29 protein-coding genes are annotated in these 26,964 nt (G+C 33.4%); 10 read left to right on the top strand and 19 right to left on the bottom strand.

Annotated features, from left to right (window positions below; genetic code table 11):
* Positions 1-73: 73 nt before the first annotated feature.
* Positions 74-508 (top strand): Spx/MgsR family RNA polymerase-binding regulatory protein, encoded by a 435-nt coding sequence (locus VNN39_RS00385; protein ID WP_017369054.1) that lies wholly within the window; start codon positions 74-76, stop codon positions 506-508.
* Positions 509-554: 46 nt separating this feature from the next.
* Here the strand turns inward: VNN39_RS00385 and VNN39_RS00390 are convergent, their stop codons facing one another.
* From VNN39_RS00390 to liaF, 12 genes are all read right to left on the bottom strand, one after another.
* Positions 555-1,823 (bottom strand): ABC transporter permease, encoded by a 1,269-nt coding sequence (locus VNN39_RS00390; RefSeq protein ID WP_213495339.1) that lies wholly within the window; start codon positions 1,821-1,823, stop codon positions 555-557.
* Positions 1,816-2,715 carry an ABC transporter ATP-binding protein gene (locus VNN39_RS00395; RefSeq protein WP_165712128.1) on the bottom strand — a complete coding sequence of 300 codons (900 nt, stop codon included), beginning with the start codon at positions 2,713-2,715 and terminating at the stop codon, positions 1,816-1,818. The genes VNN39_RS00390 and VNN39_RS00395 overlap by 8 nt, the downstream gene beginning before the upstream one ends.
* A gap of 139 nt (positions 2,716-2,854) precedes the next feature.
* Complete coding sequence (locus VNN39_RS00400; protein ID WP_338997666.1) at positions 2,855-4,045, bottom strand: CHAP domain-containing protein; 1,191 nt, start codon at positions 4,043-4,045, stop codon at positions 2,855-2,857.
* Between the two features lie 214 nt (positions 4,046-4,259).
* Positions 4,260-4,691 carry a flavodoxin family protein gene (locus tag VNN39_RS00405; protein ID WP_017369050.1) on the bottom strand — a complete coding sequence of 144 codons (432 nt, stop codon included), beginning with the start codon at positions 4,689-4,691 and terminating at the stop codon, positions 4,260-4,262.
* 143 nt (positions 4,692-4,834) lie between these two features.
* Positions 4,835-6,148: an FtsW/RodA/SpoVE family cell cycle protein gene (locus VNN39_RS00410; RefSeq protein WP_165713263.1), complete on the bottom strand. Its 1,314-nt coding sequence runs from the start codon at positions 6,146-6,148 to the stop codon at positions 4,835-4,837.
* Between the two features lie 104 nt (positions 6,149-6,252).
* Positions 6,253-6,858 (bottom strand): TVP38/TMEM64 family protein, encoded by a 606-nt coding sequence (locus tag VNN39_RS00415; RefSeq protein ID WP_019291660.1) that lies wholly within the window; start codon positions 6,856-6,858, stop codon positions 6,253-6,255.
* Between the two features lie 17 nt (positions 6,859-6,875).
* The gene (locus VNN39_RS00420) at positions 6,876-7,271 is read right to left on the bottom strand and encodes a CvfD/Ygs/GSP13 family RNA-binding post-transcriptional regulator (protein ID WP_017369047.1); all 396 of its coding nucleotides are present in this window, start codon (positions 7,269-7,271) and stop codon (positions 6,876-6,878) included.
* A 1-nt stretch (position 7,272) separates the two neighbouring features.
* The gene (locus VNN39_RS00425; protein ID WP_096368496.1) at positions 7,273-7,863 is read right to left on the bottom strand and encodes a peptidylprolyl isomerase; all 591 of its coding nucleotides are present in this window, start codon (positions 7,861-7,863) and stop codon (positions 7,273-7,275) included.
* A 61-nt stretch (positions 7,864-7,924) separates the two neighbouring features.
* Entirely contained in the window at positions 7,925-8,728 is an 804-nt protein-coding gene (locus tag VNN39_RS00430; RefSeq protein WP_213432364.1) for a Cof-type HAD-IIB family hydrolase, read from the bottom strand.
* 79 nt (positions 8,729-8,807) lie between these two features.
* On the bottom strand, positions 8,808-9,443 hold the full coding sequence (locus tag VNN39_RS00435) for a response regulator transcription factor (protein WP_096368498.1): 636 nt from the start codon (positions 9,441-9,443) through the stop codon (positions 8,808-8,810).
* Between the two features lie 24 nt (positions 9,444-9,467).
* Positions 9,468-10,448 carry a sensor histidine kinase gene (locus VNN39_RS00440; RefSeq protein WP_017369043.1) on the bottom strand — a complete coding sequence of 327 codons (981 nt, stop codon included), beginning with the start codon at positions 10,446-10,448 and terminating at the stop codon, positions 9,468-9,470.
* On the bottom strand, positions 10,445-11,062 hold the full coding sequence (liaF, locus tag VNN39_RS00445) for a cell wall-active antibiotics response protein LiaF (protein WP_017369042.1): 618 nt from the start codon (positions 11,060-11,062) through the stop codon (positions 10,445-10,447). The genes VNN39_RS00440 and liaF overlap by 4 nt, the downstream gene beginning before the upstream one ends.
* A 192-nt stretch (positions 11,063-11,254) precedes the next feature.
* Between liaF and VNN39_RS00450 the strand changes: the two genes are divergently transcribed.
* From VNN39_RS00450 to VNN39_RS00475, 6 genes are all read left to right on the top strand, one after another.
* Positions 11,255-11,548, top strand: coding sequence for a hypothetical protein (locus tag VNN39_RS00450; RefSeq protein WP_017369041.1), 294 nt, complete (start codon positions 11,255-11,257; stop codon positions 11,546-11,548).
* A 650-nt stretch (positions 11,549-12,198) separates the two neighbouring features.
* Positions 12,199-12,513, top strand: coding sequence for a bacteriocin immunity protein (locus VNN39_RS00455; RefSeq protein WP_165713259.1), 315 nt, complete (start codon positions 12,199-12,201; stop codon positions 12,511-12,513).
* Between the two features lie 21 nt (positions 12,514-12,534).
* The gene (locus tag VNN39_RS00460) at positions 12,535-12,852 is read left to right on the top strand and encodes a hypothetical protein (RefSeq protein ID WP_240246865.1); all 318 of its coding nucleotides are present in this window, start codon (positions 12,535-12,537) and stop codon (positions 12,850-12,852) included.
* 275 nt (positions 12,853-13,127) lie between these two features.
* The gene (locus VNN39_RS00465; RefSeq protein WP_096368501.1) at positions 13,128-13,394 is read left to right on the top strand and encodes a bacteriocin immunity protein; all 267 of its coding nucleotides are present in this window, start codon (positions 13,128-13,130) and stop codon (positions 13,392-13,394) included.
* Positions 13,395-13,748: 354 nt separating this feature from the next.
* Entirely contained in the window at positions 13,749-14,954 is a 1,206-nt protein-coding gene (locus VNN39_RS00470) for a multidrug effflux MFS transporter (protein WP_213495349.1), read from the top strand.
* A 168-nt stretch (positions 14,955-15,122) separates the two neighbouring features.
* Positions 15,123-15,977 (top strand): PhzF family phenazine biosynthesis protein, encoded by an 855-nt coding sequence (locus tag VNN39_RS00475; protein WP_338997667.1) that lies wholly within the window; start codon positions 15,123-15,125, stop codon positions 15,975-15,977.
* Between the two features lie 991 nt (positions 15,978-16,968).
* Here VNN39_RS00475 and VNN39_RS00480 read toward each other — a convergent pair.
* From VNN39_RS00480 to VNN39_RS00505, 6 genes are all read right to left on the bottom strand, one after another.
* On the bottom strand, positions 16,969-17,403 hold the full coding sequence (locus VNN39_RS00480) for a DUF523 domain-containing protein (protein ID WP_252175681.1): 435 nt from the start codon (positions 17,401-17,403) through the stop codon (positions 16,969-16,971).
* Between the two features lie 604 nt (positions 17,404-18,007).
* Positions 18,008-18,487: a cupin domain-containing protein gene (locus tag VNN39_RS00485; protein WP_338997668.1), complete on the bottom strand. Its 480-nt coding sequence runs from the start codon at positions 18,485-18,487 to the stop codon at positions 18,008-18,010.
* Between the two features lie 54 nt (positions 18,488-18,541).
* A complete protein-coding gene (locus tag VNN39_RS00490; protein WP_339007117.1) occupies positions 18,542-19,141 on the bottom strand; it encodes a DUF1349 domain-containing protein in 600 nt (199 codons plus the stop codon).
* Positions 19,142-19,176: 35 nt separating this feature from the next.
* On the bottom strand, positions 19,177-19,500 hold the full coding sequence (locus VNN39_RS00495) for a MazG-like family protein (protein ID WP_338997670.1): 324 nt from the start codon (positions 19,498-19,500) through the stop codon (positions 19,177-19,179).
* 33 nt (positions 19,501-19,533) lie between these two features.
* The gene (locus tag VNN39_RS00500) at positions 19,534-20,955 is read right to left on the bottom strand and encodes a bifunctional UDP-sugar hydrolase/5'-nucleotidase (protein WP_338997671.1); all 1,422 of its coding nucleotides are present in this window, start codon (positions 20,953-20,955) and stop codon (positions 19,534-19,536) included.
* Between the two features lie 369 nt (positions 20,956-21,324).
* Positions 21,325-21,918: a CGNR zinc finger domain-containing protein gene (locus VNN39_RS00505; protein ID WP_252175677.1), complete on the bottom strand. Its 594-nt coding sequence runs from the start codon at positions 21,916-21,918 to the stop codon at positions 21,325-21,327.
* 998 nt (positions 21,919-22,916) lie between these two features.
* Here VNN39_RS00505 and VNN39_RS00510 point away from each other — a divergent pair.
* The 3 genes from VNN39_RS00510 to VNN39_RS00520 all read left to right on the top strand — a co-directional run bounded on the left by VNN39_RS00510 (position 22,917) and on the right by VNN39_RS00520 (position 26,093).
* Positions 22,917-24,455, top strand: coding sequence for an Ig-like domain-containing protein (locus tag VNN39_RS00510; RefSeq protein WP_338997672.1), 1,539 nt, complete (start codon positions 22,917-22,919; stop codon positions 24,453-24,455).
* 308 nt (positions 24,456-24,763) lie between these two features.
* A complete protein-coding gene (locus tag VNN39_RS00515; protein ID WP_338997673.1) occupies positions 24,764-25,228 on the top strand; it encodes a hypothetical protein in 465 nt (154 codons plus the stop codon).
* Between the two features lie 181 nt (positions 25,229-25,409).
* On the top strand, positions 25,410-26,093 hold the full coding sequence (locus VNN39_RS00520) for a CPBP family intramembrane glutamic endopeptidase (RefSeq protein WP_252175674.1): 684 nt from the start codon (positions 25,410-25,412) through the stop codon (positions 26,091-26,093).
* Between the two features lie 568 nt (positions 26,094-26,661).
* On the opposite strand, the gene VNN39_RS00525 is transcribed toward VNN39_RS00520, so the two are convergent.
* Positions 26,662-26,919 (bottom strand): site-specific integrase, encoded by a 258-nt coding sequence (locus VNN39_RS00525; protein WP_338997674.1) that lies wholly within the window; start codon positions 26,917-26,919, stop codon positions 26,662-26,664.
* Positions 26,920-26,964: the final 45 nt, after the last annotated feature.

Raw genomic sequence — 26,964 nt, forward strand, 5'->3', positions numbered from 1 at the left:
CTTTTCGTAAAAATGTTATAATTAATCCATAAGTAAATTAGAAATAAATAAGAAGCTTGACAAGGGGGACAATATGATCAAAATTTATACAGTTGCTGGTTGCAGTTCAAGCCAAAAAGCAAAAAAATGGCTCGTTGACAACGGTGTAGATTTTCAAGAAATAAATCTTCTCACGGATGATCTTAAAAAAGAGGATTTGCTTGAAATACTTGCTTTGACTGAAAATGGTACGGAAGAAATTATTTCAAAAAGAAGTCGTGCTTATCAGAGTTTATCATTAGATCTTGAACGATTTTCTTTAAATACCTTGATTACAATCATGAAAGAGAACCGTTCTATTCTACGTCGTCCTCTTATTCTGGATGATAAGCGCCTTCAGATTGGTTATAATGATGATGATATTCGAAAATTTCTACCACGTCCTGTCCGCGAAGTAAGACTAAACGATATTAGTCGCAAAGTCCGTGATATTGTATTAGAACGTGATTTCCATATTCATGCAAGTTGATAAAAAAAGCCAAGAGCTCTGGATTCAGAAGCCTTGGCTTTTTCTATCATGCTTTATTTTTTAACTTGTCTTCATTTCTAATATTGTTAAGTGATTGTTTCAAAACTTTAAGCAAACCATCACTACTATAGATCAGAACATTTGATTTATAAAGTCGTGCAGAGAACAAGAGAATAAATAGCATCGTCACGAACATAATCCCCATGGATATCCAGACTTGTAAATTACTTGCTACGCCTGTTGCAATCTGCATGGGCAAGACAAAACTCGAGATAAAGGGAATATAACTTGTCACAGTCATCACGATATTATCAGGCTGAGAAGCAAAAATTACAGAAAGCATATAACCAAGTAGCCCAATCATTGTCATAGGTGTTTGGGCTTTGGGTACATCTTCCACTCGAGAAATGAGTGAGCCAGAAAGGGCTGCTAAGAATGTAAACAAAAGAATACCCAAGATGACAATTGGAATAACCAGCCAAAATTGTCCTGTAAAGACTTCTTGAAGATTCAACCCGTTAAGGAAACTACGTATCATATCATTATCTCTGAAAAGTAGATAACCCACGCCAATCTGTACAACATAAGCCAGTACGTTAACTGAGCAGACTAAGATGATACCAACCAACTTACCATAAAAATGTGTTTCGGCTTTAACGCTGGAAAGAATAACTTCCATGATACGCGTTCCTTTTTCGCTGGCTATTTCTTGTGCTACAATGCTGCCATAAGTCGCAACGAAAATCCAAATCATAACAATCAAGACTGTAGCTATAACCTGCCTTAAACCAGAATAATCTGTACCTTGAATTCGATTGCCATCCGCGTCAAATTCAACATGCATAGGTTCTAACTTAGCAGGAGAAAGAAGATTTGTTTTTTCGTCTGGTGACAAGCCTAATTGAGTAGCAAAGACACTTTGTTGGATTGCTGTAAGTGTCTGTGAGACAGTCATTTGAGTTGCCGTATCAAGAGAACGTGTGGTTTCTAAGGTTGAGCTTATTTTCCCTTGATTCATCTCTAAAGCTAAAATAGCACCTACATCTTCATCTTTAAGTTTACGGTCTGCCGCTGCTCTATCCAGTACTTCATATTTAATGTTACCTTTAACTTCAGTTAGTGCGCTTCCGATTTCCTTATTCTTTGTCACTACTGCGATACGATCAACATCACCTGTCCCATCATTGGCAACTCTTGCAATAACATAGATAACTAATCCAATAAGAAGTGGAAGAAATACCATGACTAAAAAGGCAACCGATTTAACATTTTTACGAAAGACTTCTTTTACTATTGTCCAAAACTTACTATTCATGAGCATCACCTGCCTTCATTTTGAATATTTCTTCCAAGCTTGGTGGTTGTTGTGAAAACATCTGGATATAGCCTGATTTTGTAACATAGTCAAAGACAACTTTGCCAGCTTCTTCATTTTCTAAGGTTAACTCATAAGTACCATTACGTTCCACATGTACTTCTTTTACACCTTCCAGCTGTGCGAGTTCTTCTTGTGCTACAGGTGCCTCAATAAATACTTTAGTCCGTCCAAAACTTTGCCGTACAGCATCGACAGTCCCATCTAGTATTTTCTTACCTTCTTTTACCATAATCATCTTATCCACCATCTTTTCGACATTCATCATATTATGGTCTGAGAAGACAACGCAGACCTTTTGGTCTCGAAGTTCAGCTACAGCTGTTTTGAGTAGCTCTGCGTTTACAGGATCTAAACCAGAGAATGGCTCATCTAAAATAACAAGTTTTGGTTCATGGATAAGCGTAGCAATAAGCTGAACTTTTTGCTGATTACCTTTTGATAAAGTTTTAACCTTATCTGTTCGCTTACCTTTAACCTCAAATTTTTCCATCCAATAATCGATTTTCTCATCGATTTCTTTTCGCGTTTTCCCCCTTAGTTGGCCAAAGAAACGCAACTGTGTTTCTATGCTGTCTTTCGGATACAGTCCCCTTTCTTCTGGCAAATAACCTATGATATTATATTCATCACTTGAGAGTGGCTTGCCATTCCAGAGTACGTTCCCAGAATCTTGCATCAAAAAATCCAATATTAATCTAAATGTTGTTGTTTTTCCCGATCCATTTTGACCGATAAAACCTAATATCTCACCATCTTCGATAGTAAAACTCAGATCATCAACAGCAACAAGTTCTCCGAATGTTTTTCGGAGATTTTTCACTTCGAGCATCCCTTCCTCCTTAAAGTTAAATGTTAACCTTTTTACTTAGTATACCTTATTAAGATGAGATATTGAAATAAAAACCTTATTCTTTCTTGGTTACAAATAAAACAAAAAAGAAGCAAGTATCTCTTACTTCTTTATTATTTTAGGATGGATTAATAAAGTAAACTCCTGATGTTGAGACAGTACGCTGTGAACCCCAGCCACCATTAAAGTTTCCTTCGGAAATTACAACTTGACCATTGCCCAAAACTTGTTCTACAACCCCTACGTGACCATAATAAGAATCTGCACCTTGGACTCCTGCAGGAAAGACAATGATATTACCCACAGCTGGACCAGCGTTAGCATAAACTACCCAATCAGCGGCATTCCCCATATAAGTAGGCATATTTCCTCCGAGACGTTCCCAAACATAAGCGGTACATTGACCTGCGGGATATGGGTTTTGAGTCACTATCGGTGGTGGCGGCGGTGTTGGCCCTGGTGTAGGAGGGGGCGTTGGTCCTGGGTTCGGTGGTGTAACCTCCGAATCATCTCCCAAGTCTGGTGTTGAAGGTTGCAGCGGCGTTGGTTCATCTTCCTTTGCCTTTTCTTGCTGAGCTACCATTGATTGCTCAGCGGCCAACCGTTGTGCTTCTTCCGCTGCTTGTGCTGCACGTTCAGCTTCGGCTTTTTGGTAAAGCAACTCTTGCTTTTTACCTTCTTCAGTTGTAATTGTGGCTTCATAACTAAGCTGAGCAACTTTAAGTTGAGCTTCTTGAGTTGCTAACTCGTCCGCCTGACTTTCTAAGTCTTGTTGCAAGCGTGTCACCTTAGCATATTTCTCTTGATTATCTTTGAGTTTATCTTGAATAGCCTTTTGATCTGCCTCTTGTTGCTCAAGCATCGACTTATTCGCATCAGCAACCGTTGCCATCGCAGTCACTTTTTGGATGGCATCTGTTATTGACTTAGAATTCAAAAGAGTAGAAATATAATTTGTCGCTCCACCTTCTGTTTGTGCACTCCGTGCCTGAGCTTCCAAAGCTTCACTACGTTCTTGGATATTCTTATTTAATTCTTGAATCTGTGTAGATTGTGCTTTCTGTTGTTTTGATAACTGTTCAACTTCCTCCTTCATTGAAACTTGTCTCTCTTTCAATGTATGAACTTGGGTACTTACAGCATCTACTTGTGATTGAGCTTGAGCAGCCTCACCCTTTACAGTAGCAATCTTAGAATCTTGTTCAGCAATTTTTTGTTCTGTTGAATCTGCTTTCACGCTAGACAGAGGAGCACCTGCAGTCAAAACAACTGTTGAGAGCATCAATGTCGCAATTAATTTCTTTTTCATAAATTTTAAGTTTACTTCCTTATGTTTTCTTATTCGAACATTACCATTGTATCACAAAACCTTTTGTTTTTATTACAAAAATGCTCTTTTAGATTACACGTGAGTTACGCAATGTTTCTCAAACGTAATATATTTTTAATGAACTGTATAATTTAAAGAAACGAAAAAAGCTCCAAAAATAAGGAGCTTTTCAATAAAAGGGCGTAAATTAATATTATAGTTTGGCAAGCACTTTATCAACAAAAGCATCCACTTCATTGATTTGCTCTTTTGTTAAATCACCACCAGCAGGAGCGAAAAACGTCATTCCTTGCATATTTAAATGCAAATCAAAAGATTCTTCATGAACTTTAATACCTTTGTCTTTCGCTGCTGCAGTAATTTTTTTAATTGCCGATTCTAAGTGACCAGAAGTAGAAAAAGCAACAATCTGTTTGATTTTCCCACTGTCCAAAGCAGCCAAGTATTCCTTCATATCTTTTGTTACAGAAGCAAACCAAACACCTGCTCCAAGGAATAAGACATCCACTTCTTCTTCTAACGGTTCCGAGATTCGTTCTGCTTTCACATCAATTTTTTTCGCAATTTCATCAGCAACTGCACGGGTATTTCCACCACGTGAAGCATATCTTACTGCATATTTCATTTTAATAATTCCTCCTTTGTTCCTTCACTTATAGACTATCATATTTTGTGAAGTATGTGAAATTTCTAGCTTATAAATTTTTGAAATACCCTTGGTATTAATAGGTTTTTTAAAGTAAAAAAGCTTTTCCATTGAAAAGCTTTTTATTTGTTTATTCTCCGTCTTCCCTTTGGCTTCACCCTTTTATAGGATGAACGAGACAGACGTGCTCGTTTATGTTCTAATTTTTTTCTACCTGCTTCACGAACTAATACAAACTCAGGCAATTGATTATATTTCATGGAAAGTACGAGCCCTAAACCAATAATATTACTGATCAATGCCGAACCACCTTGCGAAATGAACGGTAAAGGAATACCAGTCAATGGTACTAAGCCAATCGCTGCTCCAATATTTTCAAAGACGTGGAATAAAATCATCATGATAATTCCCGTTGATATAAAGATATAGAACTGATTATTAGACTGGAAAGTCACGCGAATCATACGGTAAATCAAGATAAAGTAAAGTAAAATTACGAAAGTTGCACCGACAAAACCAAAATCTTCTCCGATAACGGTAAAAATCATATCTGATTCACGGACAGGTACATTAACATTTGCCACCCCAAATCCATGTCCGAAGAGACCGCCTACTCCAATGGCAATCAATGCACGAGATTGTTGAAGTGAAAAGGTCTGTGTATACTCAAAGGGATGTAGCCAAGCTAAGAAACGATTGATCTGATATTGGCTGAAAACAGTCCCCAAAAGTTCTTGTCCCTTAGGATTCATAACCATGGCCACAACTCCTACTGCCACAAGGATAGCAACAAGAAGGACGGGCAAGATAATTTTCCAAGATACACCTGAAACGAGAATGATTCCCGCTGCAATCACAAGGAAAACCATGAAGGTACCAAAGTCCTTTTGCAAAGCGGCAAGAATGGCAATGGGCACAGTAGCCAAGGCAATTTTTCCAATCAGGATAAAATCATCTTTAAGATAACGTTTTTTCAGTTTGTTTTGAAAAGAAACCACAACCCTTGCTAAAAATAATATATAGGCTATTTTCATCAGCTCGGAGGGTTGAAAAAGATTGGTGTTATGAAAGGCCACCCAGTTCTTCGAACCCGTGAGCTCATACATGGAAGGACTGTAGAAGAATATGGGCAGTACCATCAGAACCAGCCCAATGCCATACAGAACCGGTGTGAGGTTCCAAAGCAGCCTCGAGTCCATATGCATAACAATTAAAGCTAAGATAACTCCAACAATAATCCAGGTTCCTTGTTGACCTACCATCTTAACAGCTTGCGCTGGATAGTCATGACTTACAGCAACCCAAATGGCGTAAAGACCGATAACTGTTAAAAGAAAAGCCGGCAGGATGAGCGCATAGTCAATACGACTATCAAAAGTTAGCTTATTTTTAGGCTGCTTTTTCTTTTTATTGATTGTATTTGTTTTATTATTCAAAATGAAGCTCCATCACTAGAAAGTCTATAGGCTCTATTATACATTATTTATATAAAAATGGTTGCTTTCGCAAAACCATTTTTGTTCGTTATTCAAAGTTCTAGTTAGAACAAATTTCCAAGTAAATTTCCACCGAAGATTAAAGCATATGAATAGAATAAAATCGGCAGCGGCTTACATAAAATCATCACCCAGTTAAAGAATTTCCAACTCATACGAGTCTGACTTGCAATGAGAACCAAAGCGTCATCAGGCGCGATTGGTGATAGAATTAAAAGCAGAAAAGCAATGTTAAATCTCTTTTGTCCTTTTTCGAGCCAAGCCATATACTTGTTGTAGGTTTTCTCTTTGACAAAGACCTGGACTAAGGACTGTCCATACTTTCGTCCAAGATGGAAAAGTATTACTGAGCCAACAACAATCCCGACATAATTGTAAACGAACCCCCAGAAAGGTCCAAATATTAAGACCCCTGCTGCAATTGTTAAGCCTCCCGGAATAATAGGAATAATTACCTGGATGATTTGCATACAGAAGAAAATTATCGGACCAAGCAAAGCATGAGCTGTTACCAGACGTTTTAAAATTTCTTGATCTTGAAAAGCACCGAGATGCCAGAGGTAAACACTACCAACAATAGTAGCAATAAAACCCAAAATTGTAATCACGTTAAAGACTCGTTTGGTATATTTTAAGACATTGTTGTTCATCTTCACCTCGTTTGGATTTAGTTTGCTCTTTCTTTCAGATATTTTTCGCCATCTTCAATCCAAAGTTCTCGTTTCTCGGCTAAGCTTTTAAAGCCAATTTTATTACGTGAATCTGTGAATCGTTTTTTACGATAAAAGTAATGATTTTGTGGATTTTCTTCGAGGCTACGAATTGATAGACTGACTTTACCATTGTACTCATCAATGTCTATAATCTGGGCTTTTACATGTTGCCCTACTTTGATAACTTCTCGAATATTTTTGACGAAACCTGACTGAACTTCGGAAATATGGATTAAGCCCTTATGCTCAGTATTTTGACGATCCACAAACTTTACAAAAGCACCGTAATCCTGAAGCCCGATTATCTCAGCAGTGACTTTATCACCAATTTTTACAGATTTATCAATCATTTTATTTCTCGATAATTTCAATATTTTCGATGACTACATCGTCAACTGGACGATCTTGCATTCCAACACGTACAGCGGCAATTTTATCTAAAACTTCAAATGATTTTTCATCCACAAGTTGACCAAATACTGTGTGACGTCCATCAAGATGCGGTGTGCCGCCTTGAGTATAAACTTCAGCAACTTCTTCAGGCCAACCACCATCAATCAAGGCTGATTTTGGATAAGGAAGGTTTTGGTTTTGAACGATGAAGAACTGGCTTCCGTTTGTGTTTGGTCCAGCATTTGCCATTGACAAGGCACCTCGAATGTTGAACACATCTTGTGAAAATTCATCTTCAAATTTTTCACCATAGATTGATTCGCCACCCATACCTGTACCTGTTGGATCGCCACCTTGAATCATAAAGTCTTTGATAATACGGTGGAAAATAATGCCATCGTAATAGCCTTTCTTGCTGAGTTCAACAAAGTTTTTTACTGTTTTTGGAGCGAGCTCGTCAAAGAGTTTAACAGTCATATCACCATGGTTTGTACGAATGATTGCTGTTGTTCCATTATGTGCTTCAAGATTAAGTTGTGGGTAAGTCATTTGTTTCTCTTTTCTAAATTTTATCAAAAATCTCGTAGATGAGACTTTCATTTTTGTAAGTTTAATCGATGAGTTGAAGTGCGCGCAAAGCCTTTAATACACCATCATTCTGTACTGTATCCGTGACATAGTCTGCTTTTTCCAGAATGAGAGGATGTGATATTTTCATAGCAACCGAAAGTCCAGCCAAATCAAAAAGCTCCTTATCATTAAGCTCATCACCAAAATTCATCATATTTTCTGCCGAAAGCCCAAGATATTTTAGTACTTTCATACAACCATTAGCTTTACTACCAGAAACTGGAATAATGTCAGAAGAATTTGGATGCCAACGAACCATTCTTACTTTTTTAGATAAACGTTCAGGCAGGTGAAGCCTTTGATCATATTCAGATATCGTAAGCAGTTGAAAAACATCTTGCTCTTTGTAGTAATCAGGTTTAACCTCAAGTATGCCATAATCAGCAGGAATAACTTGTTCAGTCAATCCTTCCCATTTAGAAGCTTTTAAGTTCTCGTTTCCTACAAAAAGATATTCAGCTCCTTCACTCTTTAGCCATGTCACTATTTCATCAACTGTTTCTTTGTCCAAAGGATTTTTGTAAATAATCTCCTGCGCCTGGTTTTGCACCAAAGCACCATTAATCGTTACAAAAAAATCAGGATTTAAATTGCGGATTTCAGGGAGAACATTATAGTAATTTCGTCCTGTCGCAATACCTGTTTTTATTCCTTTTTGGCGTAAAGTTTCAAAGATATAGGGTAAGCTTTCGGGGATATAGCCTGTTTTTAAGTCACGTAAAGTATCATCAATATCGAAAAAAATAATTTTGATTTTTGAAGCTCTTTCGATTAAATCTTTCATGACTCTATTATAACAGATATAGGCTATTTTCGCTATTGTACATACAATTAGGGCTTATGCTGCTTGCTTTAAAAGTTGTTTACTGATCAACTAGTTTATGCTGGATAGCATAAATTGTGGCTTGCGTACGATCATTTACTTCTAATTTATTGAAGATGTTAGAGACGTGAGTTTTGACTGTTTTAAGGCTGATAAAAAGTTGATCCGCGATCTCTTGATTAGAAAAACCTTGGGCTAATATTTTCAAAACTTCCATTTCTCTTTTTGAGAGATTATCATACAATTCAGGTTTACGGTGTTTTTGCTGGTTAATTTTTTCTTTAACCGCACCCGATAAAACATCTTGCCCACTGGCGACTTTACGAATAGCACTGGCAATTTCGGCAGCCTGAGAGGTTTTAAGAATATAGCCTTTGGCCCCAGCGGCTAAAGCAGGAAAGACTTTTTCGTCATCTAAAAAGCTCGTCAAAATCAGAATTTTCTGTTCTGGCATTTCCGATAAGATTTTTTGGGTCGCACCTATACCATCTAAACGGTCCATAACCAGGTCCATTAGAATAACATCCGGTTTTAAGTTTTTTGCTTTAAGATAGCCTGATTCTCCATCAGCTGCCTCTCCTACTACTTCAATATCAGGCTGTATATTCATAAAGCTAGAGAGTCCTAAGCGGACCATTTGATGATCATCGACGATTAATAATTTTATTTTATCCATTTTTTCCTTTTAACTTTTAACTTTTTACTGACTCACTTGAGGAATGCGTATCTCAACACTTGTTCCTTGATTTGGTGCACTGATAATTTTAACATCACCACCGAGCAAAAGCGCGCGCTCTTTTATATTGACTAGACCATAGCTGGCTGATTTACTGTCACGTGTGTCAAAGCCGACACCATCATCTGCTATTCTAAGAATAATGTTCTCATACTGTTCTTTAAGAACTACTTCAATATTATCAGCTTGGGAGTGACGTAAAGCATTACTCAGAATTTCCTGTGCCATACGGAAGAGATTGTCTTCGATGTTAGATGATGCTTGAATATCACTGAGCTTTACATTGATATTGGCTGATATCTTCGCCTGCAATTCATCTGTTAGAGAGTTTAAGCCTGCAGAAAGTGACTTGCCATCTAATTCAATAGGTCTTAAATGAAGCAATAAAGCCCGCATCTCATTCTGTGCTTCATGTAAAATTTTTAAAACCAAACGTGTTTGTGTCAAAATTTGATCTTGTGTGAGATTAGAGTTTTCAGCTTCGCTGCCCGTTACAGAAGAAAGAATCATCGTGGCAGCAAAAAGTTCTTGACTGACTGAGTCATGGAGTTCTCGCGAAATACGTTTTCTTTCCGTTTCAACAATTTCTGCTTTATTGGCTGATTTTTGGCTTGAAAGTTCTTGCAGCTCGACAGACATCTCTTTTAAACGAAAATGAAGCGCCTTCAACTCCGGATGCTCAGGTTCTTGATTTTGGCTGACGCGCTGAATATCATCATAAAAGTCTCTCTTAATTTTACTGTTTTCCAGAAAGTTGAAAAATGTAAAAACCAAGGCTAACAAACCGGCTACAGAGAGAAAAATCCATATTCCATAAAAATTATTCGCAATTTCACCCATAATACTGGCTGTTGAAACGCCACTAGTGATCGAAAATAATAAAACATCTACCAAAACAATAATGATAAAGAGAACAGTGAAGGTTTTAATGATTGATTTCTTCATCCTTTCACCACCTCAACATTTCCTGTTTCAACTTGTAGTTTAATCCGCATCCGCTTTTCAGCGTCTTCCTTCATATCCGAAAAGTATCGGAAGTTTACAGGATTAATTTCAGTTTCTTCATCAAAAATCTTGACGATACCATTGTATACGGTAATTTCTAAAGCTACCGCAACATCGTCTGGTACGATAATTTTAGTATTTCCTGCTGATTTCTTGATACTCAAGCTGTTTCCTTCAGGTCTAAAATTCACATCATAGAGATCAATGACATCATTTCCATTGGATTTCGTGATATCTTCTGTATTATCAGCATAGGATTGGCTATAAGAAGAATTTGGCATCGTGTAAGCTTGTCTTTTCCAGAAGCTAATCCCAACCAGAAGAGGAAAAAGAAGCGCCAACCAAAACCATCCAGCTGTCAAGAGCATTACTGCAAAGAAAATCCAGAGTACTGCTGTGACAGGACGGAGAAAGGTTACTTTACGTGACAAGATACTAAATGATACGGCTAAAGCAAGCAATATAAGGAAGTACGGTGATTTTAGAATATGAAAAAGCAAAGCAACTACGATACAAAGCTCTATAACAATAAATGTTTTTATCCGTCTATTCATACCTCTATTCTACCAAAAAAAGGCCACTCTCTGCTCGGTCTTTGGTCTTATTTTACAATTTTTCATTCACGATTCTCTAAAGTGATACGCTAAGAAAGACCATGCTCCTTGGCACCCATTCCTTAATTTTTTTCATTTCTTTGACTCTATCAAATGAAAGCGCTACAATAATGAATACAGAAAGGAGATTTTATGGTCCCACAATTAATCAAAGCCGAATTAATGCCAAATCTTCGTCTAAAATTAACTTTTAGCAATAATGAAATTCGGTTCCTTGGAACAAGACGTTCCAAAGATTTCATTAATGAAAACAATATCTTAAAAAACATGCTTGTCGCATGGGGAGCTAGTCTATCATCACTTGCAGGCCCTGAGCAGAAACTAGAAATAAACAAGGATGGAAGTTTAACAGTAGAAAGGCATACGTTATCGGCGGAGGAACTTTATCGGTTAAGTGTAGCGAATCTTTCGGAACTTACCCTTTGATAAATAAGCTTACTTTAGAACCGTTTTCTCAATAAACTTCTGCTCGTTACAGGCAGGAGTTTTTTACTGAACTTAGAATTGATACTCACCATATCTGTATGATTTAAAAATATAATATATGGTTCCATATTACGAAATTTATTGAATTTTCATTTGAAAACCTGCTTCTGAAAAATATCGTCTATCATCTAATAAAATTTTTGATATTAAATTATTTATTTGCTGAAATAATTGAGAAACGCCTTCTGTCTATATTTCCTCGAGTTATACATATATCTCTCTTACAATTTTACAATATTTTTAGTAATAATAATTCAACTCCAACTTAATCTTTCCTTAATTGTTATTAAAAACACAAAGTATTATAATATAATCATCTAAATAAAAATGTTTGAATATTTTATAAAACGGAGAAAAAATAGGAAAAAACAAAAATTATACAGTACTTCCAAACAAATTCCTCAAAAATTGATAAGGGAGAATCTCCTTTAATAAACATACCTAACAGTTATTTAACGAGAATAATGGAAAGTATGTTTACCAATTTACAAAGAGCTCCGCTAGTATAGGATTTGGATTATCCCCAATATCTGGGGACAGTGGTGATGGTTTTGGTCCTGACACTCTTCTCGATAGAAACGAGGTATTTCATGTTTACTTCTAAAAAATTTAAACAAAATGAGCAAGATTTTTTAAACTTATTATATGATTTTATTTTGAGTGAAAATATCACTGCTAGGGAAAGAAAAATTGGATTACTAGCTAAAAAAGATGTGGAAAAGGGAAAGTACTTACTTGTAGTTATAAATAGAGTATCTTCAAGTATGCAAAAAGAAGCAATGAAAAATGGTTTATCTAGTGAGGCTTCTTCGTTCTATAAAAAACTTGGTCCTATTATTACAAGTATTGCCCCAATCGGTTTAAATAGAGGTTCTATGTTGTTTAACAATAGTTATTTAGACTGATAATGTTACAAGCTAGCCAATATGATGGGAGAGAAACAAGTGTTTAATAAACAAAAAACAAATGACTTTAAAGATTTAGAACGGGAAGTTTTAAGTGAACTAAAAGATATTATTGAAAACTCTGCGACCACTAACTTTGAAAAAGAGAAGGTTTCCATCGCAGTTGATTTAATTGAAAAAGGAGTCTCTCTATCAAATGTGCTTAGACGTCTCCAAATTACATTTGTTGGAAAAACTCAAAGTCCGGCTTTAAAAATATTTAATAAAAAAATATCTCATTATCTCAGAGAAAGTCAAATCTTCGGCACTGCTTTTATGGGCTCTGCAACTTCTCTATAGATTAAATCTAAACATATAAAATAAAAATGTTTTTAAATTTAAAAAAGAGAAAAATATGATGGACAAAAATTACAAAGTGCTTTCAGATGAAGAACTGCACATTTTGAATAGTAGGCATTGGATTTTATTTCTCGGTAAAAATTCTGATCCATATGGGAAACTTTTTAAGCAACCATAAATCCCCCTAATAAGAACATTCCTCATGGCACTGGCGGAACGCCTATCTTACATAATTGATAAAGTAATAAATGAAGAAATTCTAGAATTGATAAACTATGAATAAAACAGAAATAATGACTGAACTTGACCGTTTGATTAAACAACCACAAATAAGTGACGATGAATTAAAAATTTTGAAAGAATTGAAGGTTAAGTATCAAAGCAATGATAACCTCTCACAAGTCGCTCATGGAATTAAGTCTTCTTTAACGCCCTTAGCAATACAAGGCAAGCTGTCAAAGGAAAGCATTTCTTTATTTAGACATCTTACTCAAAATAATTTTTGGAATAAAGGCACTGGAGTTAACCCATTTTCTATGTGAGTCTTTTGGTCTAATTTTCACATCATTTATATTAACAATAATCCTAATCTCAGAGCATTGCTCATCATTTCTTCAAGTTCTTTTTTCATCTCTTCTTGTATCAGATCTTCAACTGGCTTATATTCTTCCTCTACTTTTTTATTACTTATTGAAAAGTCTATAGTTAATTAAAGGCAAGGAATAGCTACAACTGATTTGATATTTTTTTAATTGATGTTATAATTAATTCTTAGATTTCGAAAAGGAGGTGTTATTATAAATTTCTATTTATGGATTAAAATTATGATCCCACCATTTCCCTTCAAAGGATGTTTTTTTCACAGTTAAAAATTAAATAATTTAAGAAAGATTATAATGAAAAAAACATCCAAAAAAATAAATAATAGTATAAATTTACTTTTACTCGTATGTCTAGTAGGTTTCCCTCAGCTTAGTGAAACAATCTATACGCCATCTCTAACTGAAATTGCTAAAGCTTTCAATACAAGTCTCAATGTGGCTCAAATGACTTTGAGCATCTATTTTCTAGCGTTCGCTCTAGGAGTAGTATTTTGGGGAATCGGTTCCGATTATTTTGGCCGACGAAAGGCAATGAATTCTGGGATATTAGTATACATCATTGGTAGTATTCTTTGTCTGATATCAAATAATATAGTCCTACTATTTATAGGCAGATTTATACAAGCGTTTGGTGCAAGCACTGGATCAGTTACTACTCAAACCATTTTAAGAGACAGCTATACAGGAAAAGAACGGCATCATATGTTTGCTAAAATATCGGCTGTCTTGGCCTTCTCCCCTGCACTCGGCCCCCTTATAGGTGGTATTATCACCCAATTCTATGGCTTTCGGATTGTCTTTTGTGTGCTAGTAATCATGGGAATGTTACTGTTTTATTTTAGTTTGAAGAATTTACCAGAAACCCTCAACTACAATCAGGTAAATCCCAGCCTACTTAGTGTATTCAGTTTAGCTAAACAGATGCTCTTAGATTCCAACACTATCATTTTTTGCCTGTTCATTGGATTATTAAATGGTATGATCTTCGGATATTATTCTGAAGCTCCTGGTATCTTTATTGATCACTTTCATTTTACGCAAAGTCAATATGGATTTATGGGATGTATTGTCGCTTTATCCACAATGATTGGAGCTTGGCAATCTAGCAGGTTATTAGAAAAGTCAAATGCTATACTAATAATTAGAAAGGGGATATTTTTATCCCTTGTGTCAACATTATTTTGGGGAATAACTTCATTGATGCAATTAAATAGTATAAGTGAACTTATATTATATATACTAGGCATCTTTTTCTTATTGGTAGGAATTGGGATGGCATTGCCTAATTGCCTAAGTTTAGCACTCGATAACTTTCCAAAAACAGCTGGAATATCAGGAGCACTCTTAAGTTTAGGGTATTATCTCATAGTAAGTATTTGTACATTTGTAGTCGGGATAATTCATACAGGTTCATTGATTGTATTTCCCCTATTCTGTACTATTATCCTTGCTATGATGTTGGTGTTAGTAAATTTTTTAAAAATTAAAAGCAATCAATAATCATCATTTTATATTCATTCAATGAGTAAAATGCCGCAAATCTTCCTCGGTTGGGGAGGATTTTTATAATACCTCACAGATATCCTTTAAATAAGCGAGTGACTATTTTTTACTCTTTGATAATGACTAGGTATAATGAAAGAATATAATTGAGAAAAGGAAAATCTTATGACAATCACAGTTTATGTTGCTAGTGCTTTTAGTAAAAATCAAAAAGGAGGTAATAAGGCAGGAGTTGTACTCTTAGAGCACCCCCTAAACTCTTTATCAAAAATGTCTATTGCCAAAGAATTAGGTTTTGCAGAGACTGCCTTCATATCAAAATCTACAAGAGCTGATTATAAATTTGAATATTTTACACCTAAAGAGGAAGTTGATTTATGTGGCCATGCTACAATTGCTTCATTTATCATACTGGATTATCTCAATAAACTCTTCAAAGATAATTACACAATTGAAACCAATAGTGGGATTTTAACAATTACTTTAAAAGACGACATGGTTTTTATGGAACAAACAGAACCCAAATTTTATGATGTTTTATCTATTGAACAGTTCAGTGGTTGTTTTGATACAACTTTTATTGAAACAGATTATCCTATTCAAATTGTGTCAACAGGCTTAAAAGACATATTAGTTCCAATTAAAACTGAAGAAATGCTACATGACCTCCAACCTGACTTTTCTGAAATCCAAAACCTTAGCGATGAATATGGTGTTGTTGGTATGCATCTTTATGCCTTCAATAAAAACCGTATAATTTGCCGAAATTTTGCTCCTAGTTTTGATATTGATGAAGAAGCAGCAACAGGCACTTCAAATTGTGCCTTAGCATGTTACCTATATCAAAAAATCCATCTCGAAAAAGAATTATACGTATTTGAACAAGGGTATTCTTTAAACTCTCCTTCTGAAATTTTTGTTAAATTAGAGACCAACAGTAAGAAAGACATTGTAAAAGTCTATGTGGCTGGTAGAGGCCATTATTGTGAAACTAAATTAATTACAAATATTGAGGAATAAAACTAGGAGTACTAGTGTTATAATTTTCTCTCACATAAGTTCATCAGATAAGATCCCGCTATTTTCATACGCGTAGACACAAATAAAAAAGAATCATCAAAAAACTAATGATTCTTTTTTATTTTATAATCAAGTAATCTAAAATCTATATAAGTGTCCATGATTAAAGAAAGTGACACTAATGATCCAAATAAAGGAGTTATTGTATAGACCTAATGTACTTTTAAAGGGTTAATATTTTTATCAAAACTCTCTTAAAGCCAGTTATACCACTATTAGCGAATACCCAAAGCGATACGCGCATAGCGGATCATTTTATCTACTGTCCATGCTGGTATATTTTTGAACTTTTTTTATTGTTGTTATATCAGTGATTATAGACTACTGTACTTTCAAAGCCAAACAATAAATAGCTTGGAATGTATACTAAATGTACCATAAAGAAATTTCTAAAGACTCTTTTAATTCTTACCACAAATTGGTTTAAAAATCTCATTCAAATTCAGTATCATCAATTCAATAGAGTCAATTAAGTTTTTAATTTTGTTAAATCAAAGTCAGTTTGTTCTGGAAGTGTTGTTACTATGTCACTATTGTTCCATACAAAAACTGAGTGTTTAACTTCTATTATCTTCTTGTATAAGTATTCTATGGTTAAAATAATACATACTATCTATAAGATTTTGCAATGATCGTCGTCCTTTTTTACAAATTTAAATATTTGAGAGGAATAAGTTATATTTCCCCAATCCATAAAAACTAGGCTTATATAAGTAAATTAGAGATTTCTCGAATCATTTTCCTCAAGAGGACTTTGTTATAAAACTAAAAATGTGTTCTCACTAATCCCTTCAAATAAACTTATGCTACTAAGCTATACTAACTAACAAAATTATAGTAAATAGCTTTGGTATATTATCGTTCATCTGAATCTTGTTTTATAAACTCCCATAGTAAATAGAGGTATGGAGTAGTAATAATATTCATAATATCACCTCGACTCTATTTCTATTCCATTATCATGTAATAATTGAGCCGCTATACCGTTTGCTTCTTTCATATTCCCTGTAAACGTCCCATCATATATTTTTCTAAAGCCACAGGATGGACTGCCTGATTTAAGAATAGCTTTCTTGCATTCCAACTCCTCAGCAATTTTTAGCGTCTTTTTTGCTCCATATATAAATTCAGGAGTAAAATCTTCTCCCTCTTGACTCAACACTTTGTCTCCAACTATTTCAGCAGCTGGGCGTGGAGTTGGCAGCCCACCTAAAACTTCAGGACATACTGGTATTGCTCTACCACTTTCCACTAATTCTATGACCTCAGCATTAGGAGCTGCCTTGCCATTATATCGGCATGGAATACCAGCAAGGCATGAACTAACTAATATAACTTCTTCTTTTAGGTTATTTTCTTTTTTCACAATATAGCACCTCCTAACTCTATTGTACGGTTTTAAAGAATATAAATACAGTATTTTATATTATAAAACTTAAAAAAGCTCATATCGTTCGGAATAAAATGATATTTATAAACATTTTTAATTTAAAAAAGCAACAAAACCCTCAGCCTCAAAGATTACATTTTTATAACATAACCCTATAAAAAAGACAGGTGAAATGCATACCTGTCCTATTTTATAAATTATATTAACTGATATTTTATTAAAAGCATTGGCTGATTTATACATAACGTGTCCCTCAAGTAATTTTCGATAATTTTCTATTTAATATATATATATTGTAAAATTTCAGCTGGAATAAACGACACATCAGATAAAGCAGATAAGATAACAGGAGCGTTAATAATATTATCCGTATATACACACTAACAGGTTCATTTGTTTTCTCACCTCAGATAAAAGCCGCAGAAAAAGTTAAAGCTATATTTCAATGTTAGGAATACTGTGCCCACTTCATTAGGATCTAATTTTATCATAGACATATGTAGTATTCTAAACTTATATATTTTTTAGTATATTGATTACTTGTTATACTCCTAATAACTTTATATGATTTAAATTAATACTACTCATAAGCTAATTGTTTAATGATTTTTTCCAAATGAGGGTAACGATTTATCAATTGCTCTTGGGTAAATAATTCAAAATCTTCAAATGTAAAAGCAGGTGTAACCACACAACTTACTAGTGCGTAACCACTCTTCACTGTTGAGCCAAATATAGTTCCAGCGGGGACAGTCCATGAAAGTAACTGGCCTTTTTTGACATCAGGGCCTATTTTTACTTCTTCATAGTTCCCGTCAGGAAATATACAATGTACAGTCAACGCATTACCACTGTGATAAAACCAAGTTTCATCTGCTGATAATCTGTGTAAATGAGAAGGATTTTCTTCAGTGAGTAAAAACAAACATGCAGAACTTAGGCTCCTTTCTCCTTTTTGAGTAAAAAGTGTTTCAGGATGTAAGTAAGTTTCTTTATAATAGCCTCCTTCAGGATGAGGGAGTAGTCCAAGATCTTTTATCCAATCTTTGTAATTAGTCATTTTAACCTTTATGCTTTCTATCTGATTTTTAAGAGATACGATATGTAGTACAGATTAGTCTGGGGCCTGACCTACATGATCTCCCCAAAGACATTTTGAAAATTTAAAGTTTGAAAAAGAAGCTTTAAAACTTGATTCTTCAGGTAAACACGCATATATTCCAATATTCACTTTTCCACCACCTTTATTTAAGTGACATATCCTCATTTGGTGGAATATTTTGCCATCACTAGAGTACTCAACACGAAAATCGGACTCTCTTCTACTTACTCGATACCAAATCTCTTTTATAGAAGGATCTATTTCCATAGTTGACCAATCGGAATATCCGCTGTTTGTAACCACACACCCTAAATGTTGATAATCTCCATTCTCATATTCAGAGGAAGCTTTCAACCAATTTTCACTATCCTGATATATAACTATTCCACACTGGTCAAATCTATGCTTCGCATCTCTAAACTCAGCCTTGACTGTAAAAGAAAAATACTCTTCTTCCACTTCCCTATAGAATATTGGAGCATTATCATTTTGAAAGTTATAATAAGTTCTTTGCCATAAATCTGTATGAGGATTAGTATATATCTCGACCATTCCATTAAGTATTTTAGTTTTTTCCGGTTTTCTTATCCAATTATAATTCTCGCTCAACATATTCCTTTATCTTCCTATTTACATGGTATAAAAACTTAATGCTCTTTTTTATATCTTTCTTCTAATTTGCTTCTGTGTGATTCCATAATATCACTGATTGAAAGGTTATATTTATCTGCCATAATAAAAACATTATCTAAGACATCCCCAAGCTCTTCTTTTATATATTCAATCTTCTCTACTTCATTCCCCTCAACTTCATCTGGTCGATCTCTACCTATTTCTTTTTTTCTTATTGCTTGTGCTAACTCACCAACCTCTTCCGTGAGAAAATTGCAGCGTATAAAGGGGCTGTAATTATACCACCCTCTTTTTTTATAAAACATTTTGACCCATTCTTGATATTCTTCAAATTTCATGACATTTTCCCTTTCTTTTCTCGTAAATATGCGTTAAATTACGCTTCCCACTTTTATTCTTTCTTCATATTTAACGTTAATTGGTTGAGGAAGCTTTGTTAAATAGGTTTCGAGAGCTACTACATCTTCTTGTATATTTTCGTTAAGAATTATTCCTTTCTTGAAAGCCTCATAATTATCTTTTCCTTGCCCAACAAACGAATTAGTGACTACCTTATATTTCTTTCTCATTTGCAGAGGCTGCCACTTGTCATCCTTACGTACATCCACCCTTTTGAGTTCTTGCTTTTCAGAATAATAAAGTTTTAACTTTGAAACTTGTGGGAACTTACCATATTTCAAGGCTTCAAATAAGAAGTGCCCCTCAATTTCTAATAACATTAATTGCTTTGAAAATGGGAGAACTTTAATTAAATCTACTCGACTTATTTCTCCGGTAGGTATTGATGATCGAATCCCTCCCCCATTTATTACAGCTAAGTCTGGTTGGTATCCTTGTTCAATTGCTTCTAGAAAAAAAGCATCTGCTACTACATTTCCTAAGGTAGAGAAAGGTTTAGATGAAACAATGCGTTCTCCATCCATTCTATCCTTAACAGTAAATAGCTTATGTGAAGATAATTTATTTTTTTCATGCTTCATATCTGATAAGAAGGATTCCAATCTTTCATCAACTGCATTCTCACTAACTTTGTGCAGAAACTTATTGACCAATTTTATTTTTCCTGTATCTGTATATTCTAGATTAACTTCTCCTAAAAATTCTCCGTAAGCTCCAGCTTGTACTATAATCGTATCATTCACAATTATATTTTCTTCTATCGGAACGTGGGTGTGCCCCCCAACAATGACATTAATTCCATCAATTTCTTTAGCCAACAGCATATCTATATCATCTCCTAAATGGCTAACAAGAATTATAATATCACTCTCCAATTCAATCAATTTATCAATCATTTCCCGTGCTACCATAAAAGGGTCATTAAAAATAGTTTCTGAGCTTGGAAACCCGTAGGAAGGAGTTTCCAATGTTGTAAGACCAAATATGCCTATCTTCACTCCTGAAGGTAAGGTTTTAATCATATAAGGTAAAATTTTTTTCTCTTCAACCAAAGGAGCGATAAGTTTGTCATGCTTAAAATTAATATTACTAGCAACTATGGGGAAATTCACATCTCTTATAAACTGTGACAAAACATGAGAACCTCCATCAAATTCATGATTTCCTAAAGTCATTACATCGTAGTGTAAAAGATTAAGTAATTGAGCTTCCTTCTTACCATGATAAAGATTATAGTATAAGTCTCCTGAAAGAGCATCCCCTGCGCCAATCAATAATGTAGTATTATCTTCTGATAGATTTTTTTCTCTTATTTCATTTATTTTCTTTGCTCTTTTTCCCATATCATCAAGATAAGAATGGGTATCATTTGTATGTAGAATTGTAAGTTTCATTTTTCCCCAATAAATATAAAATAGTTACTGCGCCGCAAAAAATAACCGGTAAAAGCTAAGTATACAAGTTACTATATATAATAGCAAACTATTCATAAAATTTCAAAAATATTTAAGAAACCACTAGAATTGCTATTGCTATTGCTATTGCTATATCTTTTTCTTTCCTTGTTTACATTAGAACATGATCGAAATCCTGATAATATTCTTATATGTCACTTGGAGCCATAATTTTTGCAATAGTATATCTTAAAACTAAAAAATCTTTAACTTTCGTTATCCTTTTATATATGTTGGATAATATATTAGGATTAATAAACTAATCTGAAAATATATATAAAAAACAGAAAGTCGACAACTTCCTGTTTTTTATATATATTTTTCTTTTTGTTTTTTTGTAAATTTTTTAGATTTATTTCTATTACCACATATATCCATTGAGCACCACTTTCTTCGACCAGTTTTGTCGAGGAATATAAGTATACATTCGGGATTTGCACAATGCTTTAATTTTTTAATATCTTCATTCTCAATGAGCTCGGAGAGAGATAAATAGATCACTGATAAGAAAGCACGATACCCCGTAGAATTATAGGGAACTAAAACATGTTCCTTATCAACAATACGAGATGTAAAGGGTAAATTATGGAGTTTTTTATTTATATCTGAAATCCAATTTTCTAATGAGATTTCATGATTCATGAAATGTTGTAATTCACTTCCAATAACTTCTCTTAATTTTAAAACTTTTTCCGTTATATCTTGTGTTCTAACTGTACTTTCTAATATGTCTAGTTGGTGTTTTTTGGGTACACTACTTGTTAATTTTTTCTGAATTAAAATCCACGAAAGAAGATCTGTTTCATCATTAATAAGCTCTATTTTTTTCTTGTATCTCATTATTTGAGTGTTAACAAGGTTCAGTGCCAGATTATCCGTAGTAATCACAAACTTTGATTCCATTTTATTTCTCCTTTCTGTTTCGATTGAAGCTTTTGTCTAACAGTACTGCTTATATTTTAAATAGCAATATGTAGAATATAAAAGATATTTTCACCAAGCTTTAATATTAACCTAATATCAAATCCTCTTCCATATATTATCATTCAAAATCGCTAAACCAGCTGAATTAATCTTATCAAATTACAATTTATTTTACAATATTAATTTTTTTTAGGCAACGTTTTATCTAATATCACTTCTGGTAAGTGAAATAATGGTTCTCGCTCCTATTTCAGTTAATTTTCTTCTTAAGCCCCTCAGTAACTCATGTCTGAAGATTATGAATTACGCCTTTTGCTTTCTTAACAGATGGTGGGTTAAGTTTTTTAATTACTCCCAAATGATAATAGAAAACGCCCTATCCATTTTTCATTTGGTAGCATGGTATTCACTACTATAGTTTGATTATCAGTTACACGAATATCTTCATGGGAAAACTGATCATAGATTAAGTAAGAAATTTTATTGGAAAATTCTAACTCTACATCCTCCTAAGCAGAGTTATACGCAGAGGTATTTATTAAAGAAAGGGTAAAATTATTTGTTTTTAAAAGTATTAATTGAATAGAATAGATGAAATAAAAACGAAAATCAGAGTAATGAGATTTATTTTTATATATTCAATTAGTTATTTAACAATTTCATATATAAATTTAGAATATATCTTTAAATATTTGAGGAGCTTACCTCATAACTATCCCAAAAAACCATAATTTGTATTTCACCTCCTCCTTAATCCTAGAAATTATTTTAAAATCCATATAGTTTTATCTATTACAATAATTACTTGTGCTTTTCATTACCTATTAGTAACCATAGTTTGAGCTATATAAACTAAGTATAATATGTAAATCAGCTTTCTTACTTATTGATATTAATAGACACATAGTACATCATTTGTCCATAATCGCTGAGCATATTTGTTGTATTTGATACTACATTATCATAGAATATTTTTCATGAAATATGTTAACCCCTTCAAACTCTCTAATAGAGTTTTTTTTTCTGATAAAAAGTTTGATTTATTCCATAAAGTTTTTATAATTATCACTTTATCATTCTTAACTTTTATAATCTCCCCTCTAAATGCAAAAGCAAAAGAATTTACAAATAATGAAACTATAGTTGATATTAAACTAATAAACGGTCCAAATTTCTATCCCTCCAGTACAATTAATTTCAACGTTGAATTTGACTTAAGTAATAAAGAGGTTGAACCAGGTGATATTCTTAATATCTCTATTCCAGAAGGTCTCCTTATTCCTAAAGATACACATATAGAATTTAAGGATGATAACGGAAATATACTGGCTATCGGGCAAGAAAAGGATGGAAAAATTGCCATCATATTTACTGAAAAAGTTCTAGGAAAAGAAAATATACATGGATTTTTAAATCTTGGGTTGAAAATTCAGCCGGATATTTTACCTCTAGGAAAAAATATTTTGGAATTTGAAATAAACTCCGGAACAGTTCCTATTGAAATTAATATTGAGGAACGGATTGAGGACTTAAGTAAAAAAGGCAAAATACTAGAATTACCAGATGGCCGTAAAGCAATTAAATGGACTATTATTGCTAATCGTAATGAGATAAGTATGAACAATCTCGTCTTAACAGATACGATAATAGATAATAAACTTATATATACTCCTGAAGGGCTTCAAGTGTATACAGGCCAGTGGTCTGATGTAAAAAAAACTTCTTACAAAAGAAAAAAGTTACTCTCAAGAGGAATAGACTACCAAATAGCTGAGGCTCAAAGTGATGTGACAATTAATTTTAGCAATGGTAATCAAATGTATATTATAGATTTATTTACTGTTATTAAAGATCCCAAGAGCATAGAAACAATAGGGGAAACATTTAAGAATAATGCTATTATTTCGTGGATAGATGATAATGGAAAAAAAACAACAAGTAAAACTTCTTCTCGAGTAGTGATAAAAGATTCTGGTTCAGGAATTGGGGGTAATAATAAGCCCCCAGTAGTCGATCCTACTGATCCTACTGATCCTACTGATCCTACTGATCCTACTGATCCTACTGATCCTACCGATCCTACCGATCCTACTGATCCTACCGATCCTACCGATCCTACCGATCCTACCGATCCTACCGATCCTACTGATCCTACTGATCCTACTGATCCTACTGATCCTACTGATCCTACTGATCCTACCGATCCTACCGATCCTACTGATCCTACCGATCCTACCGATCCTACTGATCCTACTGATCCTACTGATCCTACCGATCCTACCGATCCTACCGATCCTACTGATCCTACTGATCCTACTGATCCTACTGATCCTACTGATCCTACTGATCAACATACTGTAGAAAATAAAAGGTCTCAAATAATGACCAAAAATATTTTATTCCATAAATTCAATCTTCCCCAAACAGGAACTTCGGAACATCTATGGGTAGTTATCATTGGTCTTATCTTATTATGTGTAGGTGTAATAATGTCTAAATACCGAAAATTTTTTTAACTAAAGATTACACCAGAATAAAAATTTAACTAGGTTTAATACTCTTATAAACTTATATATCAAAACGCATTAGCTTAATCTTTTTACTATTTTAAAGTTAAGTTTTTGTGTTTTTAATTTTAATACTCAAAAGGAAAAGTATATGAAAAAACTAAAAAAGTTCTCAAAAAACAGCTTGTTAATCTTATTTGTAATCACACTGATTATTGGTGAATTGTTCATTGATTCCTCCACAATTTGGTCCCTCTGCATTGTCCCTATCCTATCTCGGGGCCATAATTTTAATCCTAAAAAGTAAAAACAAACCTTTGGAAAAAATAGTATCATTTTTTATATTTCCAATTTTTACAAGCCAAATTTTTCAAGTTTTACTTATTTTCATTATAAAGGATAGTAATACTAAATCTATATTTTTTTCTTTGCTTTTTATTCCTCTCTCTAACTTTTTTTACGTAATATTCCTCATTAAAACTAGAAAAGTATCTTTGAAAGAAATTGGACACATGGTAACTACTATACAATCTATACTATTTGTTTCCACATTAATTGGATTCATAGTCAAAAACCCTCTTCTCTTTGATGGTATTTTAGTCAAAACAAAAATGAGTTACTTTGGTTTAGCTTGTCCTTATCCTTACCTCTCCTCTCTTTCTATTTCTCAAGTAATCGAAACTCTTACACAAACTATTTTCATTCCTTATCTTACATCCGCATCTATGATAAAGGGATGGATTGAGTATAATAACTTCTTAAATGAGCAAGTTAAACACTAAGATCTAGACTGAGAGACACTACAAAAAATTAGTATATATTGAACAAAAATTAATGAGATACTGAACACCTTGGATACACTCGTCTATTTTCCTCAGACAATCAAGGTGTTTTTCTTGTTCAGAAAAAATGCATTGGTTATAATAGTTCGGTATCACAAAATTTTATAAAGAGGTTTTACTGTTGAAAAAGCAAAAGTTTTCCAACGAGCACATAAAAGCACTTGTTCTATTAGCTGTTTACTTACTATTTATAGTTATCAAGCCAACACAGGGATTATTTATGTTATTGATGATAAATATTTTTCCTACTTTATTTGAAAACGAGTTTATGATATCAGCTATAGTATATGCTATACCAATACTCTTAACTTTAGTCTTCTATGCCAAGGAAGTTTTCAAAGACTTTTCCTATTTTAAAACAGAAACCTTCAAAAAGGTTTTGTTTCTTATAGCTGGATTTGCGGTCATGATGTTAGCTAATTATGGTATTAATTCTATAGGAAACTTAGGTAGTACTGAAAATGAACAAGGAGTTAGTGACGCCGTAAGTACTGTTCCATTAATTTATAGTGCAATATTATTTGGTATATTAGGTCCATTACTTGAAGAAATTATCTTTAGAAGAATCCTCATTAAAGACTTATCCACTTTTATCAATGAAAAATTTGCGATTATTTTTTCTTTGTTAGCATTTGCACTTTTGCATGTGGATGGGAATATTATGGATATATTTAGCTATATACCCTTATCTATCGTTATAACTATCTCATATATTATATCCAAAAAAAATATCGCCTATGCTTGGACCTTACACATGATCAATAATCTATCTGGTATAGTCGTATTTCCATTGCTATTTACTTAATTTTGTTGGAAGAATAATATTTTTTCTAACTTAATCTTCTTAAAAATACTAGATTACCCATAGCCTAGTATTTTTATTTACTTTTTCTTTTAATAGAATTAGCGTGAACAAACTATACATTCCCATAAAAATACAGGAGTTATAATTTGCTTAAAAACAAACATCTAGATTTAGTCTTACACTTAGGAGTTATAATAATACTACTTGCTTTGGGAATGATAATACTTCTATTTCTTTTGACTGATTTATTTTATACATTAACATTTATTATTGAAAAAACTGTTTAATAAATATCAAAATAATCATATCTACTCACTTCTTAGTGGGTAGTTTTATCATAGTATTTAACTATATAGAAGTGCTCAAAATTTTTTCCAAAAGAAAATAGAAGAAAAGATAAACAGAAACCATACATTTTACAACTTTATGAGTTTATATGGTTAGCCAAATCAATCATTTTAACTTCTTCATCTGTAAATGTATTAATAACAGTTCGTCTCTCTTTAATCCATTTAACACGATGTATAGGCGCTTCCTCATACCTCATGTATTCTTCTCATTAACACAGTTATGCAAACAATGCCCTGATATCTCTCAAATGTGCATTAACGGATGTCTCAGAGTAGCCATATTCTAGTCTGTTAACTAAATATTGTTTTACATGAATTGGTTTGATTTCGTTAATATTTAAAATATCATTTTGGCACAAAAAAACAGAGAAAACCTTTAGTGTTTTTTCTCTGAATATAATTGTATTTTTCGACAATCCTCTTGCTTTATTGTCAAAAAGCATTTCTTGAATTGCTGATTGGATTGAAATTTCCATGTTGTTTTCCTCTGTTTTTACTAGATTTAACAACAATAAATGTTT

Origin of the sequence: Lactococcus formosensis (genome assembly GCF_037892375.1) — a bacterium.
In the GTDB taxonomy this organism is placed as follows: Bacteria; Bacillota; Bacilli; order Lactobacillales; family Streptococcaceae; genus Lactococcus; species Lactococcus formosensis.